17 protein-coding genes are annotated in these 19,640 nt (G+C 57.5%); 12 read left to right on the top strand and 5 right to left on the bottom strand.

The genetic code is table 11. The features are described 5' to 3' along the window. The 8 genes from WC392_00620 to WC392_00585 are packed head-to-tail and all read left to right on the top strand — an operon-like array spanning position 1 to position 6,992. Positions 1-1,683, top strand: a complete 1,683-nt coding sequence (locus WC392_00620) for a GspE/PulE family protein (protein ID MFA5240858.1) — start codon at positions 1-3, stop codon at positions 1,681-1,683. Then, a complete protein-coding gene (locus tag WC392_00615; protein MFA5240857.1) occupies positions 1,664-2,491 on the top strand; it encodes a hypothetical protein in 828 nt (275 codons plus the stop codon). The genes WC392_00620 and WC392_00615 overlap by 20 nt, the downstream gene beginning before the upstream one ends. Before the next feature lie 2 nt (positions 2,492-2,493). Next, positions 2,494-3,027 (top strand): PilN domain-containing protein, encoded by a 534-nt coding sequence (locus WC392_00610; GenBank protein MFA5240856.1) that lies wholly within the window; start codon positions 2,494-2,496, stop codon positions 3,025-3,027. Next, complete coding sequence (locus tag WC392_00605) at positions 3,024-3,578, top strand: hypothetical protein (GenBank protein MFA5240855.1); 555 nt, start codon at positions 3,024-3,026, stop codon at positions 3,576-3,578. Before WC392_00610 ends, WC392_00605 begins: the two co-directional genes overlap by 4 nt. Next, positions 3,575-4,081 (top strand): hypothetical protein, encoded by a 507-nt coding sequence (locus tag WC392_00600; GenBank protein MFA5240854.1) that lies wholly within the window; start codon positions 3,575-3,577, stop codon positions 4,079-4,081. The genes WC392_00605 and WC392_00600 overlap by 4 nt, the downstream gene beginning before the upstream one ends. Further along, positions 4,078-6,078, top strand: a complete 2,001-nt coding sequence (locus WC392_00595) for a secretin N-terminal domain-containing protein (GenBank protein ID MFA5240853.1) — start codon at positions 4,078-4,080, stop codon at positions 6,076-6,078. The genes WC392_00600 and WC392_00595 overlap by 4 nt, the downstream gene beginning before the upstream one ends. 1 nt (position 6,079) lies before the next feature. Then, complete coding sequence (locus WC392_00590; protein ID MFA5240852.1) at positions 6,080-6,583, top strand: type II secretion system protein; 504 nt, start codon at positions 6,080-6,082, stop codon at positions 6,581-6,583. Continuing rightward, complete coding sequence (locus tag WC392_00585; GenBank protein ID MFA5240851.1) at positions 6,558-6,992, top strand: type II secretion system protein; 435 nt, start codon at positions 6,558-6,560, stop codon at positions 6,990-6,992. The genes WC392_00590 and WC392_00585 overlap by 26 nt, the downstream gene beginning before the upstream one ends. Before the next feature lie 325 nt (positions 6,993-7,317). Here the strand turns inward: WC392_00585 and WC392_00580 are convergent, their stop codons facing one another. Then, positions 7,318-8,790, bottom strand: coding sequence for an alkaline phosphatase PhoX (locus WC392_00580; protein ID MFA5240850.1), 1,473 nt, complete (start codon positions 8,788-8,790; stop codon positions 7,318-7,320). Between the two features lie 541 nt (positions 8,791-9,331). Further along, positions 9,332-10,369, bottom strand: coding sequence for a metallophosphoesterase (locus tag WC392_00575; GenBank protein MFA5240849.1), 1,038 nt, complete (start codon positions 10,367-10,369; stop codon positions 9,332-9,334). A 488-nt stretch (positions 10,370-10,857) separates the two neighbouring features. Here WC392_00575 and WC392_00570 point away from each other — a divergent pair, with 488 nt between their 5' ends. Then, the gene (locus tag WC392_00570) at positions 10,858-12,843 is read left to right on the top strand and encodes a bifunctional metallophosphatase/5'-nucleotidase (protein ID MFA5240848.1); all 1,986 of its coding nucleotides are present in this window, start codon (positions 10,858-10,860) and stop codon (positions 12,841-12,843) included. Between the two features lie 208 nt (positions 12,844-13,051). On the opposite strand, the gene WC392_00565 is transcribed toward WC392_00570, so the two are convergent. The 3 genes from WC392_00565 to WC392_00555 form a co-directional block, all read right to left on the bottom strand. After that, the gene (locus WC392_00565; protein MFA5240847.1) at positions 13,052-13,678 is read right to left on the bottom strand and encodes a lytic transglycosylase domain-containing protein; all 627 of its coding nucleotides are present in this window, start codon (positions 13,676-13,678) and stop codon (positions 13,052-13,054) included. Between the two features lie 237 nt (positions 13,679-13,915). After that, positions 13,916-14,644, bottom strand: coding sequence for a hypothetical protein (locus WC392_00560; protein MFA5240846.1), 729 nt, complete (start codon positions 14,642-14,644; stop codon positions 13,916-13,918). A gap of 66 nt (positions 14,645-14,710) precedes the next feature. Continuing rightward, the gene (locus WC392_00555; protein MFA5240845.1) at positions 14,711-16,294 is read right to left on the bottom strand and encodes an alkaline phosphatase; all 1,584 of its coding nucleotides are present in this window, start codon (positions 16,292-16,294) and stop codon (positions 14,711-14,713) included. A 346-nt stretch (positions 16,295-16,640) separates the two neighbouring features. On the opposite strand from WC392_00555, the gene WC392_00550 reads away from it, so the two are divergent. The 3 genes from WC392_00550 (at position 16,641) to WC392_00540 (ending at position 19,528) form a co-directional block, all read left to right on the top strand. Beyond that, complete coding sequence (locus WC392_00550) at positions 16,641-17,612, top strand: EpsD family peptidyl-prolyl cis-trans isomerase (protein MFA5240844.1); 972 nt, start codon at positions 16,641-16,643, stop codon at positions 17,610-17,612. A gap of 51 nt (positions 17,613-17,663) precedes the next feature. Then, entirely contained in the window at positions 17,664-18,365 is a 702-nt protein-coding gene (locus WC392_00545; GenBank protein MFA5240843.1) for a CAAX prenyl protease-related protein, read from the top strand. Positions 18,366-18,430: 65 nt separating this feature from the next. Further along, positions 18,431-19,528, top strand: coding sequence for an outer membrane beta-barrel protein (locus tag WC392_00540; protein ID MFA5240842.1), 1,098 nt, complete (start codon positions 18,431-18,433; stop codon positions 19,526-19,528). Positions 19,529-19,640: the final 112 nt, after the last annotated feature.

The raw sequence follows: 19,640 nt of genomic DNA, 5'->3' as shown, positions 1-19,640 counted from the left end.
GTGGCGAGCAAACCTGTGCTGAGAATCACCTCTTCGCTATTGCGCGAAGCGAGGATCGACGCCGCCCGCACCAGTCTGCGCATGGTTGAAATCCTGGAAGAGAAGACCGGCCTGGCGCCGCATGAATTTGTTGAAGTGCTGGCCCGGACGCTGAATTACCCAGTGCTGGGCATGGATGATCTGCATCGCCTGACTCCGGCTTTTGACATCCTGCCCTTCACGCTGGCGCAGCAAAAGGATTGCATCGCCTTTCGCGACCCTGAAGGAAAATTGCTGCTTGCGATCGGCGACCCTTACAACCAGGCCGTACAGGACTGGGTTGAAGAAACCATCCGCGCGCCTTTTACTGGATACCTTGCCCACCACGCCGATCTTGCCGCCTATCTGTCCCGGCAGGAGGATTCGCTGCGGGCGATGGATGGCGTACTGGGCGAAGAGAGCAAGGAAACCGGCGACCGCAGCGGCATCGAAGACCTCTCCCTCAAGGCGATCAGCGAAGACACCAGCCCGGTCGTCAAACTGGTGCGCTCGACGCTCTACGACGCGCTGAAAATGGGCACCAGCGACATCCATCTGGAAAAAACCCCCACCGGCCTGGCCATCCGGTACCGCATCGACGGGGTTCTGGCGACAGTGGGCGAGATCGCCGGAAGCGATCTCGCCGAACAGGTCATTTCCCGCATCAAGGTCATGTCGGAGCTGGACATCTCGGAGCGGCGGACCCCCCAGGATGGGCGCTTCAAGGTTTCGGCCCAGGGACGGGACGTTGACTGCCGGGTTTCCATCATGCCCAGCATCTTCGGCGAGGACGCGGTGCTGCGGATACTCGACAAGGAAGCGCTGTCCGACCATATGCGCGGCTTGCGCCTCGACTATATCGGCTTCGACAGCGATTCGCTGACGCGCCTGCGGCGCCTGTGCAACGAGCCTTACGGCATGATCCTGGTAACGGGCCCGACCGGCAGCGGAAAAACCACCACGATCTATGCCGCCATTTCCGAAATCAACCACGGCCTCGACAAGATCATCACCATCGAGGACCCGGTCGAATACCAGCTTCCGGGGGTGCTCCAGATTCCCGTTAACGAAAAGAAAGGCCTCACCTTTGCGCGCGGACTGCGTTCCATCCTGCGCCACGACCCGGACAAAATCATGGTCGGCGAAATCCGCGACTCGGAAACCGCCCAGATCGCCGTTCAGGCCGCACTGACCGGCCACCTGGTCTTTACCACCGTGCACGCCAACAACGTATTCGACGTGATCGGCCGCTTTCTCCACATGGGCGTGGACCCATACAACTTTGTTGCCGCCATGAACGGCATTCTGGCGCAGCGGCTGGTCAGGATGAACTGCCCCCACTGCGCCGAGCCGGTGCAGCCGGATGAGGAATTGCTGGCGCTTTCAGGCCTTGCCGATGCGGAACTGACTTCTTACCGCTTCAAGGCGGGCAAGGGTTGCGGTCAATGCCGCGGCTCGGGATACAAGGGGCGCAGGGCGATCGGGGAACTACTCAATCTCAATGACGAAATCCGTGAAATGATCGTTGCCCGGGAGCCCATCCGCCATCTCAAGGAAGCCGCGCGCCGCAACGGCACGCGCTTCCTGCGGGATGCCGCGCTGGACCTGGTGGCCACCGGAGAAACCACCTTGCAGGAGATAAACCGTGTCACCTTTGTGGCGTGACCAGATTCATATCGGCCTGAGCCCCTCGCATGTCGCGCTGCTGCGCTACGGCAGGGGCCTGAAGCCACGGCTGACGGCAAAAACCGTAGTGGCATGCCAGCCCGTTGCCGGCGCGGCGCCATGGAGCGGCGCGCTGACGGCGCTGGATGGCCTGCTGAACAAGCCGGAGTGGCAGCGCGCGGATGCCAGCGTGGTGTTTTCCAACGGCTTTGCCCGCTTTCAATTACTACCCTGGAATGAAGACATCTCCAGCGCGGAAGAGCAACGGTCTTTTGCGCGCCACAAGCTGGCCGCTGTATATGGTGACTGTAGCGAATGGGAAATACGCATTGCCGAGGGGAAGGCCGGCACGGAAAACCTCGCATGCGGCATGCATCCCGGGCTGCTGAATTCGCTCACGGCATGCTGCCATAAGCACACTGTCCGGCTGCGTTCGCTACAGCCCTATCTGATGGCTGCCTACAACCGTGCGCGTAAAGAACTGGCGCAAGGGAATGTCTGGTTCGCCGTAGCCGAACCGGAGCGCGCATGTATCATGCGCCTGGAGAATGGCGCGTGGCGCAGTGTCCACAGCCGATCACTCAAGGCGGACACTACCCCGGCCGCACTGGTGACCGTGCTCGAGCGCGAAAAACAGCTGGCCGGCCTGAGCGAGCAACAGGACAAAACACTCCTGTACGCTCCGGGGCTTACCACAGCCAGCCTTTCCGCAATCACTCAAACAAAATTCCAGCTGCTTGGCCCCTCCCTGGAAGCCGGCCTCGACTGGCACACCGGAACTCCTTTTGTCATGGCCGCGAGCGCCTGAGCATGGCAGCCCCAATACTGACACTGGATTTCAAGCGTGATGCGTTTGTGCGCAAAAACATCGGCATCTTGCTGCTGTTGGGCGGAATTGGCGCAGGCATTGCCGTGGCACTGGCCTATGCCGTGGCTGACAAGGCACTGCTCCAGGTCAGGCAACAAACTGCGGAGCTGCGCCGGCAAGGTGCGCCAGAAGCACAACCACAAAGCACCATGGACGTCACCCAGCTGGCGGCAGAGGTCAAACATGCCAACGAGATCATCCGGCAGCTCAATATGCCATGGGACAAGCTTTTTATGGCGCTTGAATCTACCGCACACAAGGATGTGGCACTGCTCTCAATACAGCCGGACATTCGCAAACAGATGCTCAATATCAGCGGAGAAGCCAGGAATATGGAAGCCATGCTGGATTACCTTTCCCAGCTGCGAGGCCAGGAAACGCTGGCGAAAATTGTCTTGAGCGGCCATGAAATAAAATTGCAGGACCCGGACAAACCTGTGCGCTTCAGCCTGTCAGCCAAGTGGGTAACCAGATGATGAATGCCGCCATTCTTGCGGCAAAGCATTTCCTGCGCCGGTCCGGCTGGGCGGGCATGCTTGGTTTGGCCATTTTGCTGGGCAGCCCGGTCTTCTATGCGGCAACGGTGTTGCCGATGCAAAAACAGCTTGAAGCACTTGAATCGGCAAAGCTGCAGCTACGCCGCGAACTCGCGCAATCCCGGCGCAAGGAAGTGCTGCCTGCCCCTACGGGAGAAATGCAACTCAAGGCTTTCTACAGTCAGTTTCCATCGTTGAACCGTAGCGACGAGTGGCTGGCAAAAATCTATGCGGCCGCGGATCAGCAGCATATCGCGCTTGAAAGCGGTGTGTACAAGCTGACGAGCCTGGAAACAGGCAACATCCAGCGCTACCAGATCACTTTGCCGATCAGAGGCAGCCACGTGCAGATCCGGCGTTTCCTGGCCTTGCTTCTGGCCGAGGTTCCTGCCCTGTCGCTCGACGATATCAGCTTCAAGCGCGAAACAATCGATTTGCCGGTGGTCAATGCGGTGATAAAACTGACGCTTTTTCTTGGCGGGGAAGCATGAACGGGTCGCAAAAAAAACGCTGGGCGGTGCTGCTGGGCCTGCTTGCAATCAGCACGGCATCGGCCTTCTGGGCGCCCGATGAAAATGAGGAAGACCAATCGGCCGTACCGGTAAAGAAACTGTCCCAGGAAAAAAATCGCGATAAACGAAGCCGCGTGGATGCCTCCGAATTGCAACTGGAAAAGCTGACGCGGACAAGCTCGCCGGAAGATGCCAGCGACATTTTCACAAAAACATCCTGGTATATCCCGCCGCCTTCACCCAAGCCCGCGCCGCCCGCCCCGCCTTCTCCCCCTCCGGTTCCCTTCGTCTATCTGGGGAAAATGCTGGAAGACGGCAAAGCGCTGGTGTTCCTGGGCAAACAGGAGCGCAACCTGGTCGTCAGGGAGGGTGACGTGATCGAAGGAACCTACCGTGTAGAGAGCATCCTCCCCCCCGTGATGACACTGACTTATCTGCCGCTGAACATGCAACAGACATTCCCGATTGGAGCATTTAATTGAAACCCTGCATTAACATGACCGTCAGGCGCCTGGCGCTTCTGCTTTTGATTTTTTCCCTTGCGGGATGCGCCGGAGAACGCGCCTTTCGTGAAGGCAAATCGCTGCTGGCGGAAGGCCGGACCGAGGAGGGGTTGTCGCAGCTGGAAACCGCCCTCAAGGAAAATCCGGGCAACATCGAATTCCGCACCCAACTCTACCGGCAGCGCCAGCTTTACATCCAGAACCTGCTTACCCAGGGTGACAACGCACGGGCCGCCGGCCGCTTCAGTGAAGCGGAGGCTGGGTATCTTCAGGCAATGAAATTCGAGGATGGCAACCAGCGCGCCAGCGACGGATTGAAGGCCATCGAAAGCGGAAAACGCCGTGTTGCGATGGGGACCAAGGCGGAAGGCCTGTTCAAGGCCGGCGATACGGCTGCCGCGGAGAGACTGGTCAGCGCCATTCTCGGAGAAGACCGGGCCAACCCCGGCGCACTGGAAATGAAGCGAAAAATTGATGAAAAAACCAGGCAAGACAGAAGCGCCTCCTCGGGGCTGAATTCCAGTTTCAAAAAACCGATCACAATCGAGTTCCGGGATGTCAATCTGAAGAGCATTTTCGAAGTCATTTCCCGCACCGCGGCCATCAATTTTGTTTTCGACAAGGACGTGAAGCCCGACCTGAAGGCCACCATCATGATCCGCAATTCCTCTGTTGAAGATGTCGTCAATATGCTGCTCGTCACCAACCAGCTGCAGAAAAGTGTGCTCAACGACAACACCATACTGATTTACCCGAACACGCCCGCCAAGGTCAAGGACTACCAGGAGCTCATCATCAAGAGCTTCTACCTGACGAATGCGGACCCGAAACAGATGATGAGCGAAATCAAGACGGTGCTGAAAACGCGCGACATTTCCATCGACGAGAATCTCAACTTGCTGGTAATGCGGGACACCCCCCATGCCATCCGCCTGGCCGAGAAACTGGTTGCGCTGCATGACAGGGCCGAACCCGAGGTCGTCCTCGAAGTGGAAATACTGGAAGTGAAGCGCTCCAAGCTGACCGAGCTGGGGCTGCAATGGCCCAACAAATTCACCGTCGTGGCACCTGCTCTAACCACCACCACGGCAACGGCCTACGGCAATATCACGAACTCCACGCTCAACGCGGGGCAGCTTACCGTCGACAACCTGAGCAACCTGAACAGCAGCCAGATCGGCATTCCGAACCCCGTCCTCAACCTGCGCGGCGAAGACAGCGACACCAACCTGCTCGCCAACCCGAGAATCCGCGTGCGCAACCGCGAGAAAGCAAAAATCCATATCGGCGACCGGGTCCCGGTCATCACCACCACCGCCACCGCCAACGTGGGCGTGGCGGAATCCGTCACCTATCTGGATGTCGGCCTCAAGCTTGAAGTCGAGCCCCGGATTTACCTTGATAACGACGTGGCGATGAAGGTCAGCCTGGAGGTCAGCAATATCGTGCAGCAAATCAAGAGCAGCACCGGGACGCTGACCTACCAGCTCGGCACCCGCAATGCTTCCACCACCTTGCGCTTGAGGGACGGCGAAACCCAGGCGCTTGCCGGGCTCATCAATGACGAAGACCGGGCCAGCTCAAGCAAGGTGCCGGGGCTTGGAGATATTCCCGTTCTGGGCCACCTGTTTTCGAGCCGGCTGAGCAATGGAAGCAAAACTGAAATCGTCCTGCTGATCACGCCACGCATCGTCAAGAACCTGGTTCAGCCCGATGCCGCAGCCATGGAATTTTCCTCCGGAACGGAAGCATTTGCCGGTGCGCCAGCTCTGGCCATCAGGCCGGTGGGCGCATTTTCCGTGTCGCCAGGACAACGCTCTGCCGCCCAGCAGGAACCCCAGCCGGCGCCTGAGCCAACCACGGAGCTGGCCCCCGCACATTCCGCAATGCCCGGCATTCCGCCGGTAAAAACGCCTTCCCCGGCAGTGCAGCCCGTGGCCGTGCCGGAGGATACGAAAAAGTTTGACGAGGATTGATATGGCTCGCCACCGCTGCGGACATCCATCAGGAATCCTGACCCCCGGCTTTACGCTGATCGAACTGGTGGTTACGGTGGCCATTGTCGCAGTGCTCGCTTCCGGCATCATGCCGTTGATCGAGCTGACCGTGCAACGCAACAAGGAGCAGGAACTCAGGTCGGCGCTGATCATGATCCGGAACGCGATTGATGGGTACAAAAAAGCCGCTGTCGAAGGACGTATCGCCAGGTCGGCCGATGACTCCGGTTACCCCAGGACACTGGGATCGCTGGCCGACGGCGTGGAGGATAAGCAAAGCCCAGTCAAGGCAAAAATCTATTTTCTGCGCCGCATTCCGCGTGATCCGATGTTCAACGATCCCAACATCCCCGCAGCAGAAACCTGGGGCAAGCGAAGCTATGCAAGCAGCCCGGATAATCCCCAGGAAGGCAACGACGTTTTCGATATCTATTCCCTGAGCACGGAAAGAGGACTCAATGGCATCCCCCATCAAGAATGGTAAAGGCCATTTCTTCCACGTTTGCTCCGGATTGCAAGCACGCAAGGACGAAGGGTTCACGCTGATCGAGTTGCTGGTAGTCATGGCGATTATCGCCACCCTGCTGTCCATTGCAACGCCCCGTTACTTTCACAGCATTGAAAAATCCAGGGAAGCCGTGCTCAGGCAGGATCTGAACATAATGCGCGATGCGCTCGACAAATTTTATGGCGACACGGGCAAATATCCGGCAACGCTGGAAGACCTGGTCGCCAGGAAATATATCCGCGCCATTCCGGACGACCCCATAGCCGGTAATGCCACCAGCTGGATTGCCATTGCACCGGACGACCCTGTAAAGGGGGGCGTTTACGATGTCAGAAGCGGCGCCCCTGGCAACGCTCGCGATGGCACGCTTTTCAGCGAATGGTGAACGGCCAGGCGCCACTCAGGTTTATCCAATGGAAAAGGCCGCAATAGCGGCCTTTTCGGTACAACACTTACCAACAGGATGACTTAAGCACGACTCCCGTTTTTAACCCCGATTTATCCCATAAAAAGCAGTTAACCACGGAGTTCACGGAGAACACGGAGCAAAAACCATAGATTGCATGATGTTTGGCATTCACCCGATGGGTGAGGCCATAAATGACCGCAAACTGCCTTTGCGAGTTGGGCGACATGTCGCCCATCCCTGCTTACCCCGCTTCTCCGTGTTCTCCGTGCCCTCCGTGGTTATCGAACTGAGGTTTCCAGGCTTATTTCTTGACCTTGAAGCCGCTGATTTTGATGATGTCGTCGGTACCATAATCATCAACTTTCGGCATGTTGGTATCGTTGGAGTGCTGAATCGATACGTAAGCCGTCGAACCATCGGCAGAGAAGATGAAGCCGGTTGGCTCAGCGCTGGAATCCTTCACTGACAGCATTTTCACGCAACCATCCGCCTTGATGTCGCGGTCAGCACCATCTGGCAGACAAGCAAAGATATCGCCATTGGAGTGGTCCTCGATCACGTACAGATTGCCGGTCTTGGGCTGGAAATCCAGATTGTCGAAGGAATTGAAATCGGCATCCCCTTCAACAAGACGGTTCACCACCACCGTGCGCCTGGCGCTATCGGCAATCAAGGGCTCGTTGTCCACGCCGCACACCACTTCAGCGTAATTGACGGCGCCTTCGTTACCGGTGTTGGTCCAGCAGACACGGACTGCTTCCGGATTGGCGGCATCGGCATACATCGGATCCTGATGCAGGTCTTCAGGGCGATAGAAACCGGTAGCGCCATTCAGGTCAGCATCGATCCGTGCAGTCGCTGCATTGACAGGCACCCAGGCGGCATTGCCGATTTCGCATCCCTGACCAATCTGCTGTTTATTGTTCACGCATGAAACCTGCATCGCATAAACGGAACCAAAGGCCAGGGGCGAGTCGGCCAGATTGCCGATTTTATCATTGCCGGTACGGGGCGTCAGGGGCACGAATTTGAAAATGGCGCCGCCATCGACATCCGCAGCGGCAGTGCCGGGGCGCAGCTCATCACCGGCTATCACGACACCGCTCGGCAAAACTGCCAAACCTTCCCAGGCCATGGCCGGCAAGGCGGTACGCTTGACGATGTTCGCCGGGTCGGTTACAGCGCCAGTACTGCGGTCAAGCACGGTCTGATTGGTCACGTTGAGCGGGTTGAGGATTTCATAGGCGCCGCCATCGGTTTTTTCTTCAGTGGCAAGAATCGTGCCCCATGGTGTGGTACGGATGCCGTCGCAACCGCTCATGCCGCGCAGGATCGTTTCAACTTGCCCGGTCGCGAGATTGATACTCTGAACGGATGGATTGTATTTGCCTGGAACCACCTCGGCACGGCTGCCTTCGATACAGGAAATCAGATGGGTAGGTTTTTCTGCGGGGAAAAACGCCATCATGTCAGTGCTGTTCGCAGCGTTGCGAGTCAGGTATTCCACCTTCAAGCCTTTGGCCACCAGCACCTGATCCATGGCTTTCTGTTCCAGCGTCCGGTAGGCACCGGTGGTGGCGGGTGCGGATTCCTGCAACGGCTGGTCGAAACCGAACAGCTTCTCGGATTGTGCGTGTAGCAGGTGCTCCACCATGGCGCCGAAATCTTTCTTGTAAGCAAAACCGTCGAAATCGTCGTCTGCCAGTGCGACATTGGCGGAAAACGCCGAAGCCAAAGCAACGGCAAGTGCGGAACGCATGAACATGTGATTCATTTGAAAACTCCTTAAACAACATTAACAAGTGACAAGTTGGAAATTAAAGCAGTGGCATCGTGATCCGAGCCTGAACTGCGAAGCCAGCTTAACCAGACAATGTGACAGGAGGATTCAGCTGGCCGAGTATTTCGGCCCATGGCGATCACTTATCTTGGACGAACGTAATCGCGGATTTAGGTGGAGCGTGGCCGGTCATTTCGGCTGAGATTAAGCTGGAAAAAGCGGTTGGCCACGGAGTGCACGGAGAACACGGAGTCAAAACAAGGTATTGCGGAATATTGGGCATTTCACCCATCGGGTGAGTGCCCGGAAGACAGCAAATTGCCTTTGCGAGTTGGGCGACAAGTCGCCCATCCCTGCTTACCCCGCTTCTCCGTATTTTCCGTGCCCTCCGTGGTGATTGATCTGAATTTTAGGATTAATAAACCAGGCCCTGTACAGCCACGTTTTTCGGGGGCGAAGTGCCCTGGGGATAATTGCGGTGGCAAGGTGCCCCCTTCGGGGACACGTGCCACGCCAATTTTAGTTCACACGAGAATTAGCGCGTGAACAAATTGTCCCGAACAATCCGCGATTCAATGTGAAACACGTTGAGATCGCGCGGGTTGACAAAGACCTCCACCCAATGCATGTCCTGCGCGCCAAAATTTTCCACGCGTGAGAGGTTCTCCACCATTGCCATGCCCGTGGGCAGGATCGGCGCGCTGTAGGGCTTGTCGAGGCGGAAGTAGTGGGTGTCGCCGTGCGCCACCAGCACCGGCTTGCCGAAAGCGATGGCATGCTGCGTGATGCGGTCGATCACCTTGTTGAAACCTTGCCGCTTCCGATCAGTCGTGAGCAGGTCGAGATTCATGTTGGCCTGCATTGCGATCATCACGCCGGCGCTGCGGTGCGCTTGTGCCTGCGCGAACACTTCGTCGATCCAGGCCAGCGCGGCGGTCTCGCGCGCTGTGACTTCGGCCAAGCGGTCGGGTCGCGGTGTGTCGTAGCTGTCGCTCGAATCGATCTGGTTCCAGGGGTCGAGTCCGTTGTTGCTGCCGACCACGTGGACAGTCGCCATCATCGCCCCGTTAAAGCTCCACATTGTATTTTCAACGTAGTCGCCGTAACCGGCCATGTTCGCCTGCGTGCGGACGCGGAAGCGATGCTGGCCGCTGCTGAGTCCATGAAGCGGATAGAAGATTTCGCGGAACTTGGCAAGCCGCTCGGTCGGCAGATACCCGCCGTTATTGGTGCGATGACAATCGGTCCAGTCGTTGTCGCCGGGCGTGACGATGACGCCGTCATCCAGCTTCTGGAACTGGTTGTAGCGCTTTTGCAGCAGCTCGTCGTCGCAGCGCTCGCTGCCCGCCTTGACGTCGCCGGTATGCACCACAAAACGCACACGCGGCGCATGGTTGATGCTGTCGATTACATTGTCGAACTTGGCTTCGGCCGCGACACCATAAGGCACGTCGCCGATCAACGCGAACGATTGCTCAAGGCCGGGTGAGCTAACCACGCCATTCGCGCCGACAGGCGCGACGAGCGAAAAACACAAAGCGGCGGCAAGGCCGGTGAGAAGATACGATTTCATAAGACGGGTTCTCCAGTGGATGTGAAAATCAATGACGGCGGTGCGTGGCGAAGCCAACCAACCCCAGCCCGGCGAGCAACAGCGCGTTACTGCGAAGCCAGCTTATCCAAACCATGTGACAGAAGGATTCAGCTGGCCGGGTATTTCGGACCATGACGATCACTTTCCAGCGTCGGCGCAGGCAATCAGCCTATCGCCACCACCTGACCGGCGAATGTTTCTCTTGCACAGGGTGCGCCGGGTAACTACACCTTCAAGACTGCCGCAAATTGGCTTTCTGGCATGACCCGCCATGCCATTGATCTGAGTCCCGGGAAATAGGGGCATACGCAGGGAAGTCCGCTCCATGGCCCGGGCTCTATAGTCCTAACGACTCATTCAAACGCAGCGGTGCCATCGAGTGCCTGACATATTGCTTCGTAATAATTCATTACGCCGGCCGGGTTGCATACGGTCCATCAAATGCAGATCAAATTCAGGAGAAATTCATGCACCATGTCATCAAACCTTTGGCCATCGCGCTGCTGCTGGCCTTCAATGCCAACGCACACGCCACCTGCATGGATGAACGTGGCACCGTATTCACGGGTGCCATCAATAGCGGCGTGGTCAACAAACCCGTCGCCGGCTCCTGCCTTAACGATCTGATTGTGGATAGCATCGCTGAAGGCGCTAACTGGGGTAGCCACGGTGAATTCGTCGCCACACTGTCGAGGCAGAGCCGGCATTGGCAATGGAGCAGGCTGATCACGGAACAGGAACGCTCCAGGCTGATGCAGGCAGCAGCCCGTTCCGATGTAGGCAACACGATGTTGGTAACCATCGCCGCTTTTAACGATTTTCACGGCAACCTGCAAAGCCCCGGCACCTATAGAAACACCTCCAATGTCGCTCTCCCTTCCGGCGGTATCGACTACCTCGCGGCCTATGTCCGGAATATCCGGGCCAAATCCCCCAACAGCGTTACCGTCTCCGCCGGTGACCTGATTGGCGCTTCCCCCCTGACTTCTGCATTGTTCCATGACGAACCCACCATCGAGGGCATGAACATCCTGGGGCTGGACTTCAATGCCGTGGGCAACCATGAATTCGACGAAGGCCGTGACGAGCTGCTGCGCATGCAGAATGGCGGCTGCCATCCCACAGACATCAATTCCTGCAAAGGTGAGCTGGTCGGCACACCGTACCCATTTGAAGGAGCAAAATTCAACTTCCTGGCTGCAAACGTGGTCGAAAAATCCGATGGCGAAACCCTTTTTCCTGCCTACGGCATCAAGAATTTCAAGGGCAACAAGGTCGCTTTCATCGGCATGACACTGAAAGGCACGCCCAGCATCGTCACGCCCAGCGGCATTTCCACTCTGGAGTTCAGGGACGAGGCCGATACCGTCAACGCACTCATTCCACGGCTTGAAGCCAGGGGTGTCAAAGCCGTGGTGGTGCTGATACATGAAGGCGGCGTAACTACCGGCAATTACACAAACTGCCCCGGCATTTCCGGACCCATCGCCGATATTGTCAGCCGCCTGGACAACGCGGTGGATCTGGTAATCAGCGGCCACACCCATCAGGCCTATCTGTGCAACCTGCCCAACAGCGCCGGTCGAGCCATCCCGGTTACCAGCGCGGGCAACTATGGCCGGCTGGTCAGCGAAATTGAGCTGACCCTGAACACCGCAACCCGCGATGTGATCGAAGTGAATGCCAGCAACCTGATCGTTGATCGTACCCCGGGTGTTGTGACGCCAGTGGATAGCCTGACCACCCTGGTAAGCAACTATGCAGCGCTTGCCGCACCTATCGCGAACCAGGCCCTGGGCAACATCACCGCCGCCATCACTCGTACCATGAACGCCGGTGGCGAATCGGCTTTGGGCGACGTGATTGCCGACGCCCAACTGGAATCCACAGCCCCCGCGGAACTGGGTGGCGCGGTGATTGCCTTCATGAATCCGGGTGGTCTGCGCGCTGACTTTTCCTACCCTGCCAGCGCCGCTGGCGAGGGCGATGGCGTGGTGACTTATGGTGAGGCCTTCACCGTGCAGCCGTTCGGCAATTCGCTGGTGACCAAGACCCTTACCGGGCAGCAGATTTATGATCTGCTGGAGCAGCAGTGGGGCGCCATCCAGCCTTATTCACGCATTCTGCAAGTGTCCGGCGGGTTTGGCTACCAGCATACTTTCGACACCACGGCGGCCAATTTCGCCGCGCAAAAAGGCGGGCATTTCGTCTGTGACGGCAGTGTCAAGCTTAATGGCGTGGCCATCGACAAGCTGGCCAGTTACCGGGTGACGATGAATTCCTTCCTGGCCAGCGGCGGCGATAATTTCAGCGTGTTCAACCTGGGCCTCGATCAACTCGGTGGCGCATTGGATCTGGACTCCATGCAGGATTACTTCACGGCACATAGCCCTGTGGCTCCGGGTCAGCAGAATCGTATCGTCAAGGCCGTCACCTGCCCGGCAGCGATATAAACCTGGAAAAAGCAGATAGCCACAGAGCTCACAGAGTTCGCAGAGAGAAATCGGCCTGTTACATCTTGTTTGCGGCTCACCCGGCGGGTGGGACTGGCAAACGTGGACAAGCCCCTGACTTCTCTGTGCTCTCTGTGAGCTCTGTGGCTTGAACTGAGGTTTTCAGGATAAACCAGCAAGCGCAACCCATTACATTCCAGCCTGCCTCTCAGCCGGGGAAGGCGCGCCGGTACTGCTGGTAAAACGCCATCACCCTGGGAACATAAGCGGCCGTTTCGCGGAAGGGGGGAATACGATTGCCATACTTGATCACGTTGTTCTCGCCCGCATTGTAGGCCGCAAGAGCAAGCTGAATATCGTTGTTGAAAAGCGCAAGCAGGTCGCGCAGGTATAGAGCGCCGGCGCGGATATTTTGTGCCGGGTCATAAGGGTCAAGCGCGCCATAACGCCTGGCCGTAGCCGGCATGAGCTGCATCAGCCCCATGGCACCCTTGCCGGACACAGCGCGAGGGTTGTAGCCGGATTCCACCGTGATCACTGCATGCAGAAGCGCAGAATCAAGCTGGCTGGATGAAGCCGCATGGCTGATCTCCCTCGCATACAGATTGCCATTATTGCGCCGGTGCGCATTTCGGGTTCTGACTTGCGGCGCAAGCGATGGCGTGTCAGATTCCGTTCGCATCAGCAGGGTGTAACGCCGGTCATCCGGCATATTGCTGAAATGAGGCACCCCTTGATCGTCGGTGAATGCGTAGATGTCCGCCTCGGCCTCACCCATCCAGGACAGCGACAACAGGGTGATCGGCATAAGCAGCCAGGTATGAAGGGGGGGCATGAGGAGCATTTATCCTGGAAAAAGCGGATAGCCACAGAGAACACAGAGTTCACAAAGAGATATCAGCATGTAAATCGTAGGTCGGGCTTTAGCCCGAAATTTCGGGCTGAAGCCCGACCTACGAGCTGTTGATTTCCTTCATGTCAAATCTCTAACGGATAATCTGGCTTAAAAACGGCATTTCACCGCCAAGGCTAAAAATCCGAAACAGTGTCGAACCTGATTTACCCTTCACCCCTACAGATGTCCATGCCCATGCTGGTGGCCATCCTGCCGCATCACTTTCTGGACGAATGGATCGTATTCCATGTCTCCCAGATCGCTCGCATCCAGCCTGGCATAGGTGTCGAGCACCGATTCGTCGCCCCAGTTCCAGGCAGCCGGAGCCTTTGCATGGATCTCGCGCAGCACCAGCCGGGTAGCCGTTTTTCCTTTGCCCCGTTCCAGGCGGGCTGGAAGCTGAAGTTCCGGCAGCCACCACAGGCGGGTGCGAACTCCATCGATATTGCCTTCCAGGATCAGGGCGCGCTGCCCCATTACTTTGCGCTCGCCGGTCTTGCGCAGTTTGGTGACTTCTTCAGGGCTGATGATGGAGGCTAGTTGCGCCCAGCCCGGCTCCATGTGGAGCGTCTTCAGTTGTCCGTCGTTGTAATTGAGGGTTTTCCGGTCTTCCGCAAATACCCGGGTGTATTCGATCCGGCCCTGTTCATCGCGGGCCCATACCTCGCCCTGACGGCTGCCGGCATTAAAGGTAACGATGCGTTGTGGCTCGCGGATCATGAACCAGTCGGCGCCGCGGCCGGCCGTGTGCAGCTCGAAACGCGCCGCCAGGGGTGGCATCGATGTTGCCGCTGGCGCAACGGACATTGTCTTTGCGGGCTCGTTGTCCGGATGGCGATGGTCTGCGGCGACTGCCGCAATGGAAATGGTGCTCAACAGGAGCAGGGTGATTAATTGGGTTTTCATGGCGCTCTCTAAACGAAAAAAACCGGGGCGCGAACGCCCCGGTTGCTACATGGGAACAAACTTTACTCAGAAGCGGGAGTCATGCTTTTTATCCTGCAAGCGGAAAGCCTCTTTCATTACATGGTAGATCCAGTTCTGTTCCATGGAACCACGTACCAGGTAGGCACCTGGGCCACTGGCATAGACGGGGACGTCTTCACCAGCGTGGGTCTCGGAACCCATGGGGATTGCAGCCTCCTGCAGGAAACCCAGCGCGGTGGTGTCAACGGCGGTCAGGTCAGGACGCTTCTGGCCGGTGGCCACGGCATCACGCCAGCCGGGGCCGTTGGTGTAGCCCAAGGTGGTGTAGGGCAAGCCCAGTTTGTCCACGGAGTTCACCGGCGAATTGCCATCCACATCTGGAACTTCCTTTACCAGACCGAGGATGTCATTGCCGCGGTGGGGATAGCCGGCGATGGTGAAGGTGTGGCTATGGTCAGCAGTCACGATGATCAGCGTTTCTTCCGGATCGGTCATCTCGTAGGCCGCCTTTATGGCCTTGGCGAATTCGATGGTATCCAGCATGGCGCGCTTGGCGTTGCCGGCATGGTGGGCATGGTCGATACGGCCAGCTTCAACATGCAGGAAGAAACCCTGTTTGCTCTTGTTCAGCATCTCGATGGACTTGGCAGTCATCTCGGTCAGGGAAGGCTCGCCAGCGGTATCCGCAGCCCGGTCTGCCTCGTACTGAACGTGTGAACGCTCGAACAGACCCAGCAGGAAAGGTGTGGAGGCAGGATTGGCGGCGTCAAAGCCAGCCTTGTCCCAGACAAACTGGGCACCTGGGGCGACAACATTACGGCTGCTGACCCACTCGGCGGTCAGATCGCGGCCATCCTTGCGCTGCCCCTTCTTGGTGGTGTATTCAGGGTCAATCTGGGTATTCATGCGGAACTGATCACGGCCGCCGCCCAGCACCACTTTCAGGCTGCTTTTCACGGCAGGGGAGGCTTCGATCAACTGGCGGGCGATATCTTTCACGCCACAACCGGCTGGCAGGTTGGCATCGGATTCCCAGTCACGCACCGGAGTGTGGGCGTAGGTGGCTGCCGGGGTGGCATGAGTAATACGGGCGGTAGAAACGATACCCGTGGCCTTGCCGGCTTCAGCAGCCTGTTCGAGAATGGTGGGCACGGATTTCGCAGCAACGACGGCAGCATCGCATTCGCCGCGAGCGGTGGTGTGATTCACCGACAGCATGCCTTCGCGAGTCTTGTAGCCGGTGACCATGGCGGTCATGGTAGGAGCGGAGTCGGAAGTCTGCTGATCCCAGGAATAAGTCTTGGACAGGGCCACATAGGGAAGTGTTTCGAAGAACAGGCGGTTTTCCTCGCCGGTGGCACCTTTCATCTGGCCTTCCAGGATGCGGGAGGCGGTGACGGTGGAAACCCCCATGCCGTCGCCCACGAAGAGGATCACATTCTTGGCGTGGTGTTTGTTGGCGTGGAGTTTCTTGCTATCGGCAACAAAGGCCTGACCGGCATTCCACCAGTCGGATACAGTTTCCGGGCCCTGAACCACTGGTTCAGCGGCAAAGGCCGGAACGGTGGCGGACAGGGTGAAGGTCGCGGCCACGGCGGTGGCGACCAGCTTACGAGCAAAATGGTGCATTTTCGTTTCCTTAAAGTTGAGCGAGACGTTTAGGATGAAACACATATGGGTTCTATGCGACGCCACGAACTGTACTCAAGGCGTGTTACAAGAATTCAATCGCGGCAAAGGCTTTGCATAGGTAGAAGGAACTACTCCTCAAATTGGTGCCTGGCTTACCCCGGTTTTTCGCCTCCTTGCCTGAAATAATCCTGCAATAATCTCCGCCTACCATTGCCCTGCTCGGGCTACCCGGGCGTCACTGAATAACCGGTCCTTGCGAAAAACCCCTGTCTTGCCAAATTGAGAGCCTGGTTATAGGCCGGATTTCGCATCCGTTAAACGATTACAAATTCTGGAAAAAATAATGCGAATTGCGCTAAGAATTCTTGCTGTCATCGTGGCGATCCTCGCCATCGGAGGTTGCGGAAAGAGCAGCTCAACCTCCACCAACAAGGCCGGACAGGTTGTTGCCAAGGTGAATGGCGATGAAATAACGATTCACCAGGTGAATTTTGCCTTGTCCCGCATGGGTGCGATCAGCGAGGCACAGGCGAAAGAAGCCAGCAAGCAGGCGCTGAACGGTTTGATCGACGAGGAACTGCTCGTCAAGAAAGCGGTGGAGATGAAGCTCGACAGGGATCCAAAGATCACACAGGCAGTGGAAAGCGCGAAACGCCAGATACTCTCCCAAGCCTATGTCGAAAAACAGGTGCAGGGATTGGGCAAGCCCACGGAGAGCGAAGTTCACGATTACTATGCAAAACATCCCGAGTTGTTCGAGAAGCGCCGTGTTTTCCGTTTTCAGGAGTTGATGTTCGAAGCCAAGCCGGAGACGTTGAAAGCCGTGAAGACGCAGCTGGAGCAAGGTAAGCCGCTAGTCGAACTGGCGCGCTGGCTACAGGAGCAAAAAATCCAATTCAGCGCCAATGAATCGGTGAAGCCGGCCGAGCAGTTCCCGCTGGAAACTCTGCCGCGTATTCAGGCGCTCAAGGACGGCCAGATCATTGTCCTCCCCGCAGGCAAAGCTGTTGTTGCTCTTCAGCTTGTCGTTTCGCGCGACCAGCCGTTGAGCGAAGAGCAGGCGAAGCCCCTGATCGAAAGATACCTGAGCAACAAGAAGCGCATCGAATCCGCTCAGGCCGAGGTCAAGAAACTGCGCGACACCTCCAAGATTGAGTACCTGGGCGCATTTGCCGATACCGGAAAAATCGCCAAACCAGTGGAGGCCGCAAAAGGCACGGTTGCGCAGCAGGCGGCTGCAACGGATCAGGGGGCTGCCGCATCCGTCAAGGCGGATAAGGATTTTCTTGAGAAAGGCTTGAGCGGACTCAAGTAAAGATGCGCCATACAGGGTCGCGGAGCGATGGAAGCTCATCTCGCGGCCTTGGTGCGCGCCCCATTTCTTATGAAAAACCCTGCACTGAGCCGTGTCCTCCCATTCCTGATTTACCTGCTTTTTTTGGGGGTGGCGGATTTATTGGCCTATCTTTTGCAATCAGGCGGCGGCCAGGCGGCCACCTGGGATTTGCGCTGGCTCTATCCGATTAAAACCGTAGCAGTGGCCTTGGTGCTGCTGTGGTTCTGGAAAAGTTACCAGGAACTCTCACTGCCGTTCCAGATCCCGTTCTGGCACTGGCTTGCGGCGGTGCTGACCGGTGCCTTCGTTTTCGTGCTGTGGGTCAATCTTGACCAGGGCTGGCTGACGCTGGGAAGTGCATCGGGTTTTAACCCGGGCGCCGAAGACGGCGGCATGGATTGGCGCCTGGTTTTCATGCGTTTATTGGGCGCCATCCTGGTGGTGCCCCTGATGGAAGAATTGTTCTGGCGCTCATTTTTTATGCGCTGGCTGGAGCGAATGGATTTTCTGAGCCTGGAACCCATCCTGGTGAGTTTGAGGTCGGTCGTGATAACGTCGGTTGCGTTTGGCTTCGAGCATCACCTGTGGCTGGCTGGAATCATGGCGGGTTTGGCGTATGGCTGGCTGTACAAGCGCTTCAACAACCTCTGGATCCCGGTGGCCGCGCATGCGACGACCAACGGATTGCTCGGGATCTGGGTGTTAAGCACCGGAAACTGGCAGTTCTGGTGAGAGCGATATTGGCTGCCCGAAAGGCGTTATTCATTTTGCCGTTGCTGGCCGTTCCGTTTCCGGCCATGGCTTTGCCCGAAGACAACCTGCGGTCTTATGTGGAATACCTGACATTCCACGACAGCAATTATTTCCGGCTGGCTAACGACGAACAGGCGCGGACACTGCTCGGTACCACTGATACTGCTGTCACAGGCAGGCGGATCGGGGTCGGTGTTGATGCCGATTGGAAACTCAGCCGTCAGACCCTGGCGCTGCGCACCAATCTGAACCAGACCAGTTACGATCGGCGGGAACTGCAAAAACAGAGTAGCGGAAGTCTTCTGGCGCGCTGGAACTGGGTGCTGGGCAACAATTTGACCGGAGAGCTGAGCTCCCGGAAAACCCGCGAACTTCTGTCCCAGGCCGATTTGAATAATCTGGGCACCAATACTCAGGACACGCAAAACACCGCATTCAATGCCCGGTACCGGATTCACCCGAGCTTTTCCTTGAGCGGTGGAGTTGGCAGGTACGCGGTCAGTTTCAGCAACCCGGCACGGGCCAATCTCGATCACGACGACAAGATAGCCAGTCTGGGCTGGTTATTCCAATCCAGTCTGGGCAGCCAGTTTGGCATGGATTACCGCCGCACCGACGGGCAATATTCCAACAGAACGGCAACGGACGATGATTTCGAGCAGACTGAACTGAATCTGCAGGGCGGATGGTCGCCCGGCGGGCTCAGCCGCATCAGTGGTCAAGCCGGCTATACCCGGCGAATAGAGGGCCCGGTTGTACTTGATAAGCCGACATGGCGCTTGTCCGCGGACTGGAATGCCGGTGGGAAGGTATCCCTGAGCGCGGCGGTGCAGAGGCAGGTGCAGACATCCGACACCGTCACCACTTCCACGGCCAGTATCAGTGATAGAGCCGACCTGAATGCGACATGGGCGCTCACACCCAAAATGGCGCTGACTGCGTCAATATGGGAGGGCAGTCAGAAGTACCCGGACATCTCCCGCACGGACCGTCTGAAAACCGGCAGCGTGAGGCTGAACTACCAGCCTGACAGAAGCATCCTGTTCGGCTTGACTTACGAGGCAGGGCAGCGGGATTCGAGTAACGATGTGGCCGACTTCCGCTATCAGAGCGTGACCGCGAGTCTACGAGCAGCGTTTTAACGTGTAACAACGCGAAGCGTTGCCTAAGGAAGCGCTGATTTAATCGTCATTGCGAGGAGCAAAGCGACGAAGCAATCTGTAACTTATTGATTGCCAAAGAACAAGATTGCTT

This window comes from Sulfuricella sp., assembly GCA_041651995.1.
Classification (GTDB): Bacteria; Pseudomonadota; Gammaproteobacteria; order Burkholderiales; family Sulfuricellaceae; genus Sulfurimicrobium.
The sequence above is the reverse complement of the archived record's forward strand: the minus strand, read 5'-3'. Positions and strand labels throughout refer to the sequence as shown.

Excerpts from the sequence above, each read along its gene's own strand:
- WC392_00540 (MFA5240842.1), top strand. The coding sequence starts at position 18,431 with ATGGCTTTGCCCGAAGACAACCTGCGGTCTTATGTGGAATACCTGACA.
- WC392_00555 (MFA5240845.1), bottom strand. The coding sequence starts at position 16,294 with ATGCACCATTTTGCTCGTAAGCTGGTCGCCACCGCCGTGGCCGCGACC.
- WC392_00550 (MFA5240844.1), top strand. The coding sequence starts at position 16,641 with ATGCGAATTGCGCTAAGAATTCTTGCTGTCATCGTGGCGATCCTCGCC.
- WC392_00605 (MFA5240855.1), top strand. The coding sequence starts at position 3,024 with ATGATGAATGCCGCCATTCTTGCGGCAAAGCATTTCCTGCGCCGGTCC.
- WC392_00570 (MFA5240848.1), top strand. The coding sequence starts at position 10,858 with ATGCACCATGTCATCAAACCTTTGGCCATCGCGCTGCTGCTGGCCTTC.
- WC392_00585 (MFA5240851.1), top strand. The coding sequence starts at position 6,558 with ATGGCATCCCCCATCAAGAATGGTAAAGGCCATTTCTTCCACGTTTGC.
- WC392_00580 (MFA5240850.1), bottom strand. The coding sequence starts at position 8,790 with ATGAATCACATGTTCATGCGTTCCGCACTTGCCGTTGCTTTGGCTTCG.
- WC392_00610 (MFA5240856.1), top strand. The coding sequence starts at position 2,494 with ATGGCAGCCCCAATACTGACACTGGATTTCAAGCGTGATGCGTTTGTG.
- WC392_00565 (MFA5240847.1), bottom strand. The coding sequence starts at position 13,678 with ATGCCCCCCCTTCATACCTGGCTGCTTATGCCGATCACCCTGTTGTCG.
- WC392_00600 (MFA5240854.1), top strand. The coding sequence starts at position 3,575 with ATGAACGGGTCGCAAAAAAAACGCTGGGCGGTGCTGCTGGGCCTGCTT.
- WC392_00575 (MFA5240849.1), bottom strand. The coding sequence starts at position 10,369 with ATGAAATCGTATCTTCTCACCGGCCTTGCCGCCGCTTTGTGTTTTTCG.
- WC392_00590 (MFA5240852.1), top strand. The coding sequence starts at position 6,080 with ATGGCTCGCCACCGCTGCGGACATCCATCAGGAATCCTGACCCCCGGC.
- WC392_00560 (MFA5240846.1), bottom strand. The coding sequence starts at position 14,644 with ATGAAAACCCAATTAATCACCCTGCTCCTGTTGAGCACCATTTCCATT.